Below are 13,751 nucleotides of genomic sequence, written 5' to 3'. Positions count from 1 at the left end.
AGATCTTTTTCGATCTAGAATCGAACCTTTCATTCTGTTCAACGCCTTTCTATCCATGCTATAATGGCAAAAACTTTAGGAATAGATCGGAACATCCACTCAAGAGGAGGGTATTTGTATGAGCGCAAAAGAGTTCATTCTCATGCAATTAGGTGTTATTCATAATCAAAAAAGCTGGTTTGTCCCGCTGACTCACGCGTTAAAAAATGTATCTGAGAGTGAGGCCAAATGGACGCCTAACGATGATTCAAACAGTATTTGGGGAATTGTAAACCATCTTATTTTTTATAACCATCGTTATTTAGAGCGCTTCAAAAACAGTAAAACCAATTTCGAGCCTGTTGACTCCATTGCCCATACATTTGAGGGAGAAACAACATCTTGGGGTGAAACAAGGAAACATATTGACCAGTTGCTTTCAGAATGGCGTGAAGCTGTGCAAGACTCGGAACCAGAAGATTTCAGCGAAACCGTTACCGATTATTTAACACTTCTCACCCTACACAATGCCTATCACATCGGCCAAATTGTTAGTATCCGAAAACAACAAGGAACATGGTCCACTGAATTAGGGGTTAACTAACAGTGTTTACTTTCTCCATTCCATTAACAGAGCCCTTTGACTTTCAGGATGCCATTACTTCCCATGGGTGGTGGATGCTCGCTCCGAATGCATGGGATCCAAAAAAAGAGCGGTTTTACCGTACCTTTACTTTGAGAAATAATGCCACAATAGTTGTTTGCGTCTATATGAAACCATCTTGTTTGCAAGTCGTCACTGAAGTGAAATTAACCGAAACGGATAGAGACGAAATTCTACATCAAGTTTCTTGGATGTTCCGAGTGAACGAACCGTTTGAGCCCTTTTATACATTGTGCCAAACGTATAATGAGCTAACAGATTTACCTAAGAGAAGACAAGGTCGACTATTACGCTCCCCTTCTCTATTTGAAGACATCGTGAAAGTTCTTTTAACGACGAACACCCGCTGGAACCAAACGATCCAAATGGCAGAAAAGTTAACTTATCATTTAGGAGAGAAGGCACATGGATTTGGACGGGAATTTCACTCTTTCCCAACACCAGAAAAGATACTTTCGGCAGGAGAAGCTTTTTTAACGGAACATGTACGTACAGGCTATCGAAGTAACTATATTTTGGATGCTGCTCATAAAGCAGTAGACAATCCTGCGCGATACGTGCAGCCATCCTCTATCAATCACTTTCGAGAGATCAAAGGAATTGGTCCTTATGCTATGAATACGCTCGCTATGATCGTCGGTCGTTATGATGGTGTGCCTGTTGATTCCGAATACAAAAAGCATGTAATCGGAACGTATTTTAACGGGATCGCTCCTTCTAAAAGCGACCTTGAGAGCGTCTATGATAAATGGGGCGACTATAAGTATTTAGCCTATTGGTTTGACCACTATAAATAAGAAAAAGATTCGTGCATCAGCACGAATCTTTTTCTATTATTTACAGTGATTGTGTCTGAATCGACGTTACATGATAAACAAACGTCATAGAACTGTATGTCAGAAGGCATGAATCCTATTATAAAACTTATCGCCATCTACAGTCTCAATCGCAAACCGAGTTTGCTCTACGTAGACGACCTTGCTGTTGAGATGGTTCTCTTGATTCGATTGTTCTTAATTAAATTTCTCGTCCTTCTCTTCAACTGCTGACGTTTTTTGTATGTCTTCCGTTTGCTTACTACCCACCTGATCGCTTTCACTTATACTCCCCTTACGACAATCCCTTTTTCTCACACAGAACAGCATAGCGTTTTATAAAACCTGTTTCAATAGCTTATAGACATAGTCAAAAAGTCTAACTCCTAATCATCATAAGAAAGAAAGCAGCTAGATATTGCCCTGCTGCTTTCTAATGCGTAACGCCATCTCCGGGAAATCTGTCATAATGGCTTTCACCTTTTTTTCGAGTAAACCTTTCACTTCTTCAGGCTCATTTACCGTCCAGATACGCGACTGTTGCAATAAGCCCTCTTCTTCATAAGTAGAACGATCTTTTAACGCCAATTTCTTAGACAAGTGATACAAGTTAATCCTATTGGTTGCTAAATAATCAGCTGGATAAGGCATCTCATGCTTTATGAGCCAAGCCAATTCAACATCCTTATCCAATTGGCGGAGACGTTGAATAAGGGGCAAATGAAACGACGAGAAATTAATCGTTACTGCCTTTTGGAATGGCTTCACACAATTAAGCAATAATTTCTCAATTCCCTCTGTTTCTGATAAATTCGGTTTTAACTCAATGTTCACCTCTACTTGATACGGAGCCATTAATTCTAGCGCCTCTGCAAGAGTAGGGACGGTTATTTCTTTCCAATCTGCTTCACAATAATTTTCTAAATGGGTAAAGGGTATACCTGCACTAAGCGCCTGTAACTCCTTAACGGTCTTATCCTTTACATGACCAGTTCCATTCGTAGTTCTGTCTACAGTCGGGTCATGCATGACGACGAATTGACCATCTTTTGTTAGCTGGACATCTAATTCAATACCATCTACACCTTTTGATAACGCTTCTTCAAAACTTGGCAATGTATTTTCTGGAAAAACACCCATCGCCCCTCTATGTCCGTAAATAGCTGTCAAAGGGAATCATTCCTTTCTAACAAAAACCTCTCACTCCTATTATAACGTTTGATATTTTCACTTTCATCCTATGTGTTCACTTTTAAGTAAAGCTTTACAAATGACTAACGTCTGTAACATCGCTTTCACGCATTGGAATTATACTTTACACTAGTATTTAGACTATTCATTTCTGTTGTGTGAAACCCTTTGTTTACATAAGAGAAAAAGGAGGAAAAAGGGTGAAAGGATTTCTATTTATTTTATGCTTGTGCGTAACTGGTTGCACTATTCCAGCCGATACCGGTGGCGATACGCTTACCTCTCTTAACGATGAACCTTTTACTGGATTTGTTATCGATAACACCGAACACGCTTCACTTGTCTCTCACGAAAGCGGCTTAACATTGTTTTCGAACATTCCTGTCGATCATGAGGTTGGTGATCGTGTACGTATCCATTATCGCGACGTTCTAGATTCATTCCCTTCTCAAGCAGATGGCTCACAGACCACGGTCGTTTCGCCATCAAAACCAGAAGGTGCCACTTACTCTGAAAAAGAAGCGATCCAGCAAGCACTCGTTTTAGCGAGAGAATTCACACCGAGTGATCCAATGATCGATTATCAGTTTGTTACATACACACACTATGTAGAAGAAGCAGATGTTTGGGAAATAACCATTCAAATTTACGGAGAGGAAGAACATTTAATCGAAATCAATAGCAATGGAGTTTCTTTGGAGGATTGCGAGCATTCTTCATTAACAGACTATTCCCCTACCTGTTTTACTGGTTTTGTAACCGAAAACCGGCTTATCAGTACTGAAAATGATTTAATTACATTTACTAACCTCATACGTTCAGCTGAAATTGGCGATCGCGTGTTTGTTGAATATACGGACGTCAAAGAAAGTTATCCAGCTTCTGCTGACGCTATTTTTTCTGAAATCGTTTCGCCATCAAAACCAGAAGGTGCCACTTACTCTGAAAAAGAAGCGATCCAGCAAGCACTCCTCTATTATAATGAACAGAACCGTCAACCTGAATCGGACCCAGTTTCTTTTCCAGTTATTCACTTCAGTACTTACCACGATGAAACAGACACGTGGGTCATAACAATTAATGCGTTAGTCATTGAAATTTAAATAAACATACTAAGATTAGTGGGTAAGATCATCGACGGATGAATCTTACCCACTATTTTTCGTTTAGGCGTATAGTGAGAGGTGAAAGAAAGCTCGACCTAAGCCTCAAGGATCTAGAATCCGTATTAAAAACCGAGCTTCTTCACTTTCATTACTGAATCAGGTTTAAGTATGTTGGGGCCATTGAGCTCGTGTAGAGGAAATTAGAATCGGAATGATTAAGTGAAGACCTTTCAATGCTAAATGAAAAGAGGAACAATGATGGAGTTTGTAGTCGCTTTAGATGTATCAATGGGGAAAAGTTACTCGGTCATTTATCAAGACCAAAGATGTTTGTACGAAGAAGAAATTGCTCATAATCAACTAGGATTTCAACAGCTATTCGATCACATTCAGACCCTTCCAGGTAGTGTGACCGTTGTCTTTGAAGCCACAGGGATTTATTCTAAACCAGTGGAGACGTTTTGCCAAAGGAATGCTTTACGTTACTGTATTCTTAATCCGTTAGAGGCTAAAAAACAGCTTGAGCAAGGGACACTCAGAAGCTGGAAAACCGACAAACACGATGCCCACTTATTAGCTCAGTCTCATTCCCTTCACAGAAGAGAGGAAAATCAAACGCAATCCATCATCTATCAACATCTGCGTGACCTCTCGCGTTTTTATCAAGAGATTGAAGAGGAAATTAAACGGATGCGTATGTATCTACACAATGCACTCCAGCTTAGTTTCCCAGAGCTTGAACAATTTTTCTCGAGTCGAATTACACCTTACGCTTTAAGTCTGATTGCGCTCTTTCCTCATCCCGATCTTGTTTTAAGGTCGAGTATCACAAAAATTAAAAATCAGCTCATCAATCATACGTTAAAAAACATTTCACAGAATCGCGCAAAACAGAAAGCAGTCGAGATCATGAGCTACGCTCACTCTTCTTACCCAGCCGTCTCTACAGAGAGTGTTCAAACTCAAAAGGTACGATACTATGCGCGTCAGCTTCTTCATCTTTTAGAAGAAAAAGAACGCGTATCTAAAGAACTGATCGAGGAGGCCAAAAACCTTCCTGAGTTTGATTTATTTCTTAGCGTACCTGGTATTGGAGAAATTAGTGCAGCTCTTGTGATGGGGGAACTTGGTGATCTGTCCCGCTTCTCAAATCACAAAAAAGTGAACGCCTTCGTGGGAATTGATATCCGCAGATATCAATCTGGCAAATATCATGGACAAGACCATATTAATAAACGTGGAAATCCCAAAGGGAGAAAGATTTTATATCTCATCATTCGGAACATGATCCGCCAGCAGAAAGCAGCTCCTAATCATATTGTCGAGTATTATTACAAATTAAAAAAGCAACCTACCCCCAAGAAGGACAAGGTTGCCGTTGTCGCTTGTATGAACAAGCTCATAAAGTGTATGTATTCCATGGCTAGGAATCATACAGAGTACGATTACTCGCACGCGGTCTCAATGGACCAATAACTGTAGTATACCATAGGAACCTTATTTAAAAATAGACAGGGATAAGGTTTATTTCCTATGCCTAGATTTAAAAATAACATCATCAGAATTATTATAAAAACCCTATTGACTAAACGTAGGAAAAGAGGCTGGGACAAAAGTAGATAGACAGACCAAAATGACGAACATTCCTGAAAATAGGAACGTTCGTCGTTTATTTTATATGAAAATTAACGGAAGGAGAATCCGAAGACTCCTGGGGGATCAGCACGTGTCTGAAGACTCTGGAGTGGCGGTTTTCCACAGAGGAGGCTGAGGCCGTGTCCCCGGAAAGCGAAGGATTCTCCTGTAGCGGTGCTACTCAGCATATTTTAGACTATTCGTCTTTTCAAATACTACTTTTAGTTATGTCCCAGCCTCTTCTTTATTTTTTTAGATGTTCTGGTAATTGATAGGCGCCATCTTCATCGTGAATTTCTTCACCTGTAGTCGGTGGATTAAATACACAAACCATTCTCATATCCGTTTTCGCTCGTAAGTAATGTTCATCATGCTCGTCTAACACATAGCATTCGAATTTCTTTACTGGCCATACCTTACCATCCTTAATGGTTTCAACTTCGCCTTCACCTTCAATAATATAAACCGATTCAAGGTGATGCTTATACCATAAGTGGGTTTCCGTACCTGCACGGATTTGTGTATCATGCACAGAATAACCCACGCCATCTTTCTCTACTACAAGCCGTTGACTGCGCCAATTACCACCGTCTACATCTCGCTCTGTATTTAGAACATCTTCAAGTTTGATTACTTTCATTTGTAGGACCTCCTAGCTGTTAATTTAAAATAGGTTCTTTAATCCCTAAAGCTGCTCGCACACTTTCTTCAATAATTTCTAACCCTGCTTTTAACGTTTCTTCAGGAATTGTCACTGCCGGAAACAGTTTGAACACTTCATCGTCAAACCCTGCTGTTTCCATAATCAAGCCTCTTTTAAACGCTTCTGCAGCGACCGATCCGGCTAATGAACAGTCTTCGCAGCGAATCCCTTTCATAAGTCCTCTACCTTTAACAGTACCTTTTAAATCTGGATATTTCTCCACAATCGCAGTTAAGAAATGATGCACGAGTTCAGCTTTTCTCTGAATAGAATCTTGAAAATCTGGTGTTTTCCAATTTTCTAAAGCCACTGTAGCCGTAACAAAGGCATGATTGTTGCCTCTAAATGTACCGTTATGCTCACCCGGCTCCCAAATATCTAATTCTGGTTTAAACAATGTTAATGCAAGAGGTAGCCCGTACCCACCAATTGATTTGGACAGACACACAATATCAGGGGTGAGTCCGGCTTCTTCAAAGCTAAAAAACGTTCCTGTTCGACCAATACCAGCTTGCACATCATCAATAATCATTAAGATGTCGTGTTCCTTACATAAACGCTCTAATCGCTGTAACCATTCCGTACGTGCGGCATTAATACCACCTTCGCCTTGTACCGTTTCAAGAATTACTGCTGCAGGTATGTCAACTCCGGATCCACCTTCAGTCAAAAATTGCTCGAGATAATCAAGTGTATCTAATTCATCTGTTAGAAAATTGTCGTACGGCATCGTTACAACATTAGTCAATGGAATTCCAGCACCTTTTCGCTTAAAAGCATTACCGGTTACTGAAAGTGATCCAATTGTCATTCCATGAAATCCGTTTGTGAAGCTAATAATATCTGTGCGCCCTGTCACTTTACGAGCTAACTTTAAAGCAGCTTCAACTGTATTTGTCCCTGTTGGACCGGGAAACATCACTTTGTAGTTTAATCCTCTTGGTTCTAATATGATTTGATTAAAGGCTGTTAAAAAGGTTGCTTTCGGTGATGTTGCCATATCTAATGAATGGGTAATCCCGTCACTCATGATATAGTCAACGAGGGCCTGTTTCATTTTTTCGTCATTATGACCGTAGTTTAATGCACCAGCGCCTGCAAAAAAATCAATATACTCATTTCCGTCTTCATCCCACATCGTTGATCCTTTGGCTTTTGTAAATACAGCTGGGAAACTTCTGCAATAGCTTCTTACTTCAGATTCTTTTTCTTCAAAAATCTTCATGTCTGTTTTATTCACGGTTTTCCTCCTTGTATTCTTAACCCTTAATTGGTCCAATGCGAAATGTTTTTTCTTCTTCATGCTGATCATCTGGAAATAGCTCCTCACCAAAACAATCAAACACGTTGCATTCCGTTCCTTGACTACGTGCTAGCTTTTTAAAAAGGGATTGAGATGCTTTGTTTGAAGGCGTTACAGTTGCCTCAACGTATCTTACATTCTTACATGCGTCTCGTTCAATTAGTCGTTCTAATAGATCTAAAGCAAGCCCCTTACCTCGTTGTGATTCAGCAACACCAACTTGCCAAATAAAGAGGGTGTCTGCTTGTTTAGGCGGAATAAAACCAGTAATAAAGCCAACAACTTCATCGTTTTCTCGCGCAACAATACACGTTTCGTCAAAATATTCACACATCATGATATACTTGTAAACTGAGTTGGAATCAAGCGTTGATGTTTCAGCTAGTTGCCACATCGAAGCTCCATCTTCAACAGTCGGTTTTTCGAGGGTTAATACTGGTGTCTGTGCCATATGCGCCTCCCCTATTTTTTTTACAACGTTGTTCGCCTTTCTTTTACCCGCTTCTCTTTAATCAAAACCACAAATTGTAAATGAACGACATTTTCAACCCTTTTTAATGATAGGATGCTGGTCACATTTTCGCAAACAGTATTAGTAGAGATTATGTATCAATAAGAGGAGTGATCGACGTTAAGAGTAAGCTAAGAGAGATTTTCTTCCATATCCTCCTTCTTTGTCTCAATCCCTCTTATTTTCAAAATAAAAAGAAGAGAAAATGATTTCTCTTCTTTCTTTCCTTTTTACACACATTGAAAAGCACTAATTCGTCGTGTATCGATTCCAAAGTAAACCCACCTGAAAATAAACCACCGGTAACCAGCGACTGATTGTCTTCCTACAAAGGTTGGATAAAACCAAAATTGTTCGCCATTATTTAAGCGCAAGTACGTGTATCGGAATAAACACCCTCTAATAGCGCCTGGATCTACAGCAAATGTGCCAACCGATTGAAGCTGAGGTGGATTTCCTGGAGGCGGACCTGGTGGTTCTCCTCCCCCTTGACCTGGTTGGGGTCCTTGAGAAGAACCACCTCCTGGCGTAGGAAACCCAGGGAATGATCCACTCCCTGGAGGTCCCGGGGGATATCCTGGACCACCTTGCCCAGGAAAGGGGCCAATCGATCCGCCTCCACCACCAGGCGGGAAGAACGACGACATGAAGCGATGATCTTGCATACTTAAAACCTCCCTATTGACATTGATACATTCTACGCATTTGCCTATAAATGGTGCATCCATTTTGCCTTATAGCAGTGAACTGTATAATTCAACTAGCTTGATGCAAACTATATGCATCTTAGTCAAAAAGGGCGAATTTGCATGAGGACATTAACGGCTCACTTAAAACAAAATGTGCACCTTATTCAACAACGGTTCCACACTAAGGATGCGATCCGATCACTGTCTGTTACTATCGGATTAGATATTCATGCTGAGCTCCTCTATCTTCCTAATACAGTGGATGAGCAAAAAATTCACTCTTTTTTACTAGCTCCGATTCAACAGCTCGTTAAGCAGTCGGTTACATATGATCAATTAGGGAGTATCTTTAAAGATGGAGAACCGTCAATGGCTTCTACAGTCGATGAATGTGTGGATGGTCTCGTTAATGGAAGAGCCCTTCTTATGTTCAATAAAGAGGAAGGCTATTTATTTAACTGTTCAAATTGGCGTGTTAGAAGTGTAGAAGTTCCGCTCAGCAGTAGCGTTTACGAAGGTCCAGCTTCCGGCTTGACAGAAGACATTTCAGTTAATCTAAATTTGTTAAGAAATTATTACCGAAGCCCTAATCTTGTCATAGAAACCCTTTCTATTGGTTCTGAAGCAAAAAAAGAAATTGCCATCCTATCAGTTCATGGTGTATCAAACCCAGCTATCGTTGAAGAAGTTAAAACACGATTAAACAATATCAATGTTAGTCAGGCCATTATTAATCAACTCGCTACAGATGCACTAGAAGGCGATGGTTTATTATTTCCGCGAACGATGTCAATAGACCGACCTGATGCGTGCGCAATGGCTCTAGCTGCCGGTCGAGTTGTTATTTTAGTAGAAGGTTCCCCTCTTGCTTTACTTGCACCAAGCATTTTCTATCATTTTTTTCAAAATCAAGATGACTATTTATCGGACTTCGGAAAATTCGGGTCAAGACCATTGCGTTATGCGTACTTTTTTATTGCTACGTTTACTCCAGCTATTATTGTGGCTATTGAACGGTTTCATTTAGATCTCATCCCAAGAGATTTACACGAACAATTAATTAAGACCCATGATACTCTTGCTCCTTTTACGATTGAATTGCTCTTTGTCATCCTACTCATGCAAGTGATCATGGATGGTTCCTATCGATTGCCGGGGAATGTTATCTTTGCCGTTACATTTATCGGAACGATGTTAATTAGTGATGTGGCAACTGATGTTAATTTATTTCATCCGGTCACCATCGTCATTATCGGGATTTGCTACATATCTAGTTTTCCAGTTCTCCACAGAGGACTGCTTTCACCCATTTTCTTTATGCGTTTATCGTTCATCATTCTTGCTCACTTTTTTGGATTTGCAGGACTGTTTTTAGGAACGACGGTTTTACTTTTACTAATGGCTAAACTTCATTCCATCGGTACACCTTATTTGTATCCTTTTCTTCCCTTTCAACCTGATAAATGGAAAGATACCCTTTTTCGAGGAGGCTTACAAAGAGTCATCAATCATCCAAATCCGCTTCCTTTTAATCGTCATCAAGCTAAAGCGAATCGAAAGCAACATATTTAATGGGTAAGTTTAAAGCAACCTCTACACAAAAAACGTATCAGATCAACAATCCCGAAGACGTTCATCTGATACATTTTTTACATTCCATTCGTTATTCTTTTTCTAAGCCTATTGAGAAAAACGATACACATTTGAAAAAACATTCTTCCGATTTCTCTTTTCCTAAGTCGGTCAACTATTTTAAAAGATGCTGCAACTTCATCACGAAGGAAACCAAACACGTTTTTAAATTTAAAAACCATTGATTTTCTGCTATTACTTCCTCTCATTTACATAAGCGTTTTCTCATTTGAAAAGAAAACGCTTACCACACTGTCATAGAAGGAATTTATTTTATTGATAAAAAATTCAGTTAACTATCCCTTTCATATCGCTAAATAGAAACATTCTGTGTCGATTGTCAAACTTTCGAGAAAGGCATTGACAAACGAACATCTTTATTCAATAATTAGTACATAATTAGAATTAATACAATTTAAGCACATATGCTTAGATTTAACATTAGGAGGAATTGTTCATGTCACTTATCGGTAAACAAGTACAACCATTCACAGCACAAGCATATAGAAATGGTGAATTCGTTGAGGTTACAGACGAATCAATGAAAGGTCAGTGGAGCGTCGTTTGCTTCTACCCTGCTGATTTCAGCTTCGTATGTCCAACAGAATTAGAGGATCTTCAAAATCAATATGAAGAACTAAAATCTCTTGGTGCAGAAATCTATTCTGTTTCTACAGACACGCACTTCGTGCACAAAGGCTGGCACGATAGCTCTGAAAAAATTGGTAAAATCACGTACACAATGATCGGTGATCCGTCACAAGCGATTTCTCGTGATTTCCAAGTATTAAACGAAGCTTCAGGCCTAGCTGATCGTGGAACATTTATTTTAGATCCAGAAGGTGTTATTCAAGCAGTTGAAATTAACGCTGATGGTATCGGTCGTGACGCGAGCACGCTTGTAAACAAAATTAAAGCAGCACAATATGTACGTAACAACCCAGGTGAAGTATGCCCTGCTAAATGGGAAGAAGGTACTGAAACACTTACACCAAGCCTTGACCTAGTAGGTAAAATCTAAGGAGTGTTATAAAGATGGCTCTTGCAGCAGAGATTAAGACACAATTAAACCAGTACATGGCGTTACTGGAAAATGACATTGTTATTAAAGTACATGCTGGCGACGATGACGTTTCAAAAGAAATGGTCGAGCTTCTTGACGAACTGTCAGCAATGTCTACGAAAATTACGCTTGAAAAAGCAGCTCTGCCAAGAACGCCAAGCTTTAGTGTAAATCGTGTTGGAGAGGACACCGGCGTTGTATTCGCCGGTGTTCCTTTAGGTCATGAGTTTACATCGCTTGTTTTGGCGTTGCTTCAGGTGAGTGGACGACCACCTAAGGTCGACCAAGCTATTATTGATCAAATTAAAGGCATTGATGGCGAGCATCATTTTGAATCCTATATCAGCTTATCTTGTCACAACTGCCCAGATGTGGTTCAAGCGCTGAATCTGATGAGTGTGGTAAACCCGAACATCACACACACAATGATTGATGGTGCTGCATTTAAACAAGAAGTGGAAGAAAAAGAAATTATGGCTGTGCCTACAGTGTTCATGAACGGTCAACCGTTTGGTAGCGGACGTATGACTATAGAAGAAATGATCGCTAAAATGGGCGTTAGCGTTGACGCAGATGAGCTAACAAGCAAAGATCCATTTGATGTTCTTATTGTCGGTGGCGGTCCGGCTGGTTCCAGCGCAGCTATTTATGCAGCTCGTAAAGGAATACGCACCGGTATCGTAGCGGAACGCTTTGGTGGACAGGTTCTTGATACACTAAGCATTGAAAACTTTATTAGTGTACCGTCAACAGAAGGTCCTAAGCTTGCTGCTAGTTTAGAAGAACATGTCAAAACCTATAATGTGGACGTCATGAATCTTCAAACTGCAAAACGCTTAGAAAAGAAAGACCTGTTTGAAGTGACACTTGAGAATGACGCTGTTCTTAAAGCCAAGACTGTTATTTTGTCAACAGGTGCTCGTTGGCGAAACGTGAATGTGCCTGGAGAACAAGAGTACAAAAACAAAGGTGTAGCTTATTGCCCTCACTGCGATGGTCCGTTATTTGAAGGGAAAGACGTTGCTGTTATTGGCGGAGGAAACTCCGGGATTGAAGCGGCAATTGATCTTGCAGGAATTGTGAATCACGTAACGGTTCTTGAGTTTGCATCTGAACTTAAAGCAGATAATGTTCTACAAGATCGTGCAAACAGCCTACCAAACGTAACCATTATTACCAATGCACAAACAACGGAAATTACAGGTGATTCTCACGTAAATGGAATCTCCTACAAAGACCGTGAAACGGAAGAAATTCATCATGTTGCCCTGCAAGGGGTTTTCGTTCAAATTGGTCTCGTACCAAACACAGAATGGTTAGATGACACGGTTGAACGTAATCGCATGGGTGAAATTGTTGTTGATAAGCATGGCTCTACTAATGTACCTGGATTGTTTGCCGCAGGAGACTGCACAGACAGTGCGTACAACCAAATTATTATTTCTATGGGCTCAGGTGCTACCGCGTCACTCGGTGCTTTTGACTATATGATAAGAAATTAACACTGGGAGCGTCACTTCATTACGATGGGGTGTCGCTCTTTTTTTAACATGCTATTTCCTATTATGAGGCATTCATTTGGTTTAATAGCAACAGCAGTAAAAGATCAAGTGTGGGAAGTCCTTATCCTTTTCATTAATAAGATTTGTTATAATGCGAGAAGAGCTCCTTATAAAGACACCTTACGCTGGAATGAGTTGATTGACCAATGTTACTTCTGATTATCTTTTTTGCTGTATTTATTGGCGCATTTATACAAGGCGCAACTGGCCTAGGGTTAGGTCTTGTTATTACCGCAATCCTTCCCTTTTTTCTTACGGTAAAAGAAACAACGTTACTTGTTATTTCGCTTCTTGTTATTTCTGGACTGACGGTTACGTTTAAGTACTACAAGCATTTGAAATGGAAAGAGATTCTTGGGTTTCTCGCAATTGTCCTCCTTGGGCGCTTTGTCGCTTTCTTCATTCTGTCGGCATATGGCGATATGGATTTTTTAAAAATATGGCTCGGTGTCGTGTTATTACTTATTGTCCTTTATCAATTATTAAGCGCAAAGAAAATGGATGCAATTGTTGACGTTACACCAAGGAGAAAAAAAGTATCGCAAATAGGACTTGGCTTTGCAGCTGGGTTGATTGGTGGGGTCTTTGGATTAGGTGGGCCATTTATCGTACTGTACTTCTTACTTTTTTACCCAACAAAGAAATTTTCCTACATCGTTAGCGTTCAAGCTGTCACAACCGTAGCAAGCCTTTTTTCGATCTCCATCCATGCGGCAAATGGTGATTTTTATCCGTCGTTCTTTACATACTTCCTTATTGGCCTAGTAGCCGTTATACTCGGAACCAACTTAGGCTTACGTTTATTTGAAAGGGTAAACGCTAAACTCGTTAAACGAATCACGATTGTGTTGATTACGTTATCTGCTATCAACATCATTTTGTTTGCTTAAAAGCCGTA

General features: G+C 40.1%; 13 protein-coding genes. 8 read left to right on the top strand and 5 right to left on the bottom strand.

Annotated elements, in window-relative coordinates; translation table 11 throughout:
- Positions 1-118: 118 nt before the first annotated feature.
- Positions 119-583: a DinB family protein gene (locus FPV17_RS02105; RefSeq protein ID WP_144557700.1), complete on the top strand. Its 465-nt coding sequence runs from the start codon at positions 119-121 to the stop codon at positions 581-583.
- Between the two features lie 2 nt (positions 584-585).
- A complete protein-coding gene (locus tag FPV17_RS02100) occupies positions 586-1,440 on the top strand; it encodes a DNA-3-methyladenine glycosylase family protein (protein WP_144557698.1) in 855 nt (284 codons plus the stop codon).
- A gap of 429 nt (positions 1,441-1,869) precedes the next feature.
- Here FPV17_RS02100 and FPV17_RS02095 read toward each other — a convergent pair whose 3' ends face one another.
- A complete protein-coding gene (locus tag FPV17_RS02095) occupies positions 1,870-2,628 on the bottom strand; it encodes a glycerophosphodiester phosphodiesterase family protein (RefSeq protein ID WP_144557696.1) in 759 nt (252 codons plus the stop codon).
- A gap of 221 nt (positions 2,629-2,849) precedes the next feature.
- Between FPV17_RS02095 and FPV17_RS02090 the strand changes: the two genes are divergently transcribed.
- Positions 2,850-3,752, top strand: coding sequence for a hypothetical protein (locus tag FPV17_RS02090; RefSeq protein WP_144557694.1), 903 nt, complete (start codon positions 2,850-2,852; stop codon positions 3,750-3,752).
- 258 nt (positions 3,753-4,010) lie between these two features.
- The gene (locus tag FPV17_RS02085; RefSeq protein ID WP_246117084.1) at positions 4,011-5,231 is read left to right on the top strand and encodes an IS110 family RNA-guided transposase; all 1,221 of its coding nucleotides are present in this window, start codon (positions 4,011-4,013) and stop codon (positions 5,229-5,231) included.
- Between the two features lie 403 nt (positions 5,232-5,634).
- Here FPV17_RS02085 and FPV17_RS02080 read toward each other — a convergent pair whose 3' ends face one another.
- From FPV17_RS02080 to FPV17_RS02065, 4 genes are all read right to left on the bottom strand, one after another.
- Positions 5,635-6,030 (bottom strand): ectoine synthase, encoded by a 396-nt coding sequence (locus tag FPV17_RS02080; RefSeq protein WP_144557692.1) that lies wholly within the window; start codon positions 6,028-6,030, stop codon positions 5,635-5,637.
- A gap of 19 nt (positions 6,031-6,049) precedes the next feature.
- Positions 6,050-7,333, bottom strand: coding sequence for a diaminobutyrate--2-oxoglutarate transaminase (gene ectB / locus FPV17_RS02075; protein ID WP_035392951.1), 1,284 nt, complete (start codon positions 7,331-7,333; stop codon positions 6,050-6,052).
- A 19-nt stretch (positions 7,334-7,352) separates the two neighbouring features.
- Entirely contained in the window at positions 7,353-7,847 is a 495-nt protein-coding gene (ectA, locus tag FPV17_RS02070; protein ID WP_035392952.1) for a diaminobutyrate acetyltransferase, read from the bottom strand.
- 290 nt (positions 7,848-8,137) lie between these two features.
- Positions 8,138-8,572, bottom strand: coding sequence for a hypothetical protein (locus FPV17_RS02065; RefSeq protein WP_060704238.1), 435 nt, complete (start codon positions 8,570-8,572; stop codon positions 8,138-8,140).
- Positions 8,573-8,716: 144 nt separating this feature from the next.
- Between FPV17_RS02065 and FPV17_RS02060 the strand changes: the two genes are divergently transcribed.
- From FPV17_RS02060 to FPV17_RS02045, 4 genes are all read left to right on the top strand, one after another.
- Positions 8,717-10,168, top strand: coding sequence for a spore germination protein (locus FPV17_RS02060; RefSeq protein WP_186370704.1), 1,452 nt, complete (start codon positions 8,717-8,719; stop codon positions 10,166-10,168).
- Positions 10,169-10,685: 517 nt separating this feature from the next.
- The gene (ahpC, locus tag FPV17_RS02055) at positions 10,686-11,249 is read left to right on the top strand and encodes an alkyl hydroperoxide reductase subunit C (protein WP_144557689.1); all 564 of its coding nucleotides are present in this window, start codon (positions 10,686-10,688) and stop codon (positions 11,247-11,249) included.
- Positions 11,250-11,263: 14 nt separating this feature from the next.
- Positions 11,264-12,793 carry an alkyl hydroperoxide reductase subunit F gene (ahpF, locus tag FPV17_RS02050; protein WP_144557687.1) on the top strand — a complete coding sequence of 510 codons (1,530 nt, stop codon included), beginning with the start codon at positions 11,264-11,266 and terminating at the stop codon, positions 12,791-12,793.
- A 206-nt stretch (positions 12,794-12,999) separates the two neighbouring features.
- Positions 13,000-13,743 carry a sulfite exporter TauE/SafE family protein gene (locus FPV17_RS02045; RefSeq protein WP_035392956.1) on the top strand — a complete coding sequence of 248 codons (744 nt, stop codon included), beginning with the start codon at positions 13,000-13,002 and terminating at the stop codon, positions 13,741-13,743.
- Positions 13,744-13,751: the final 8 nt, after the last annotated feature.

This window comes from Shouchella miscanthi, assembly GCF_007725405.1.
In the GTDB taxonomy this organism is placed as follows: domain Bacteria; phylum Bacillota; class Bacilli; order Bacillales; family Bacillaceae_D; genus Shouchella; species Shouchella hunanensis.
This window is presented reverse-complemented; position numbering and strand designations above follow the sequence as displayed.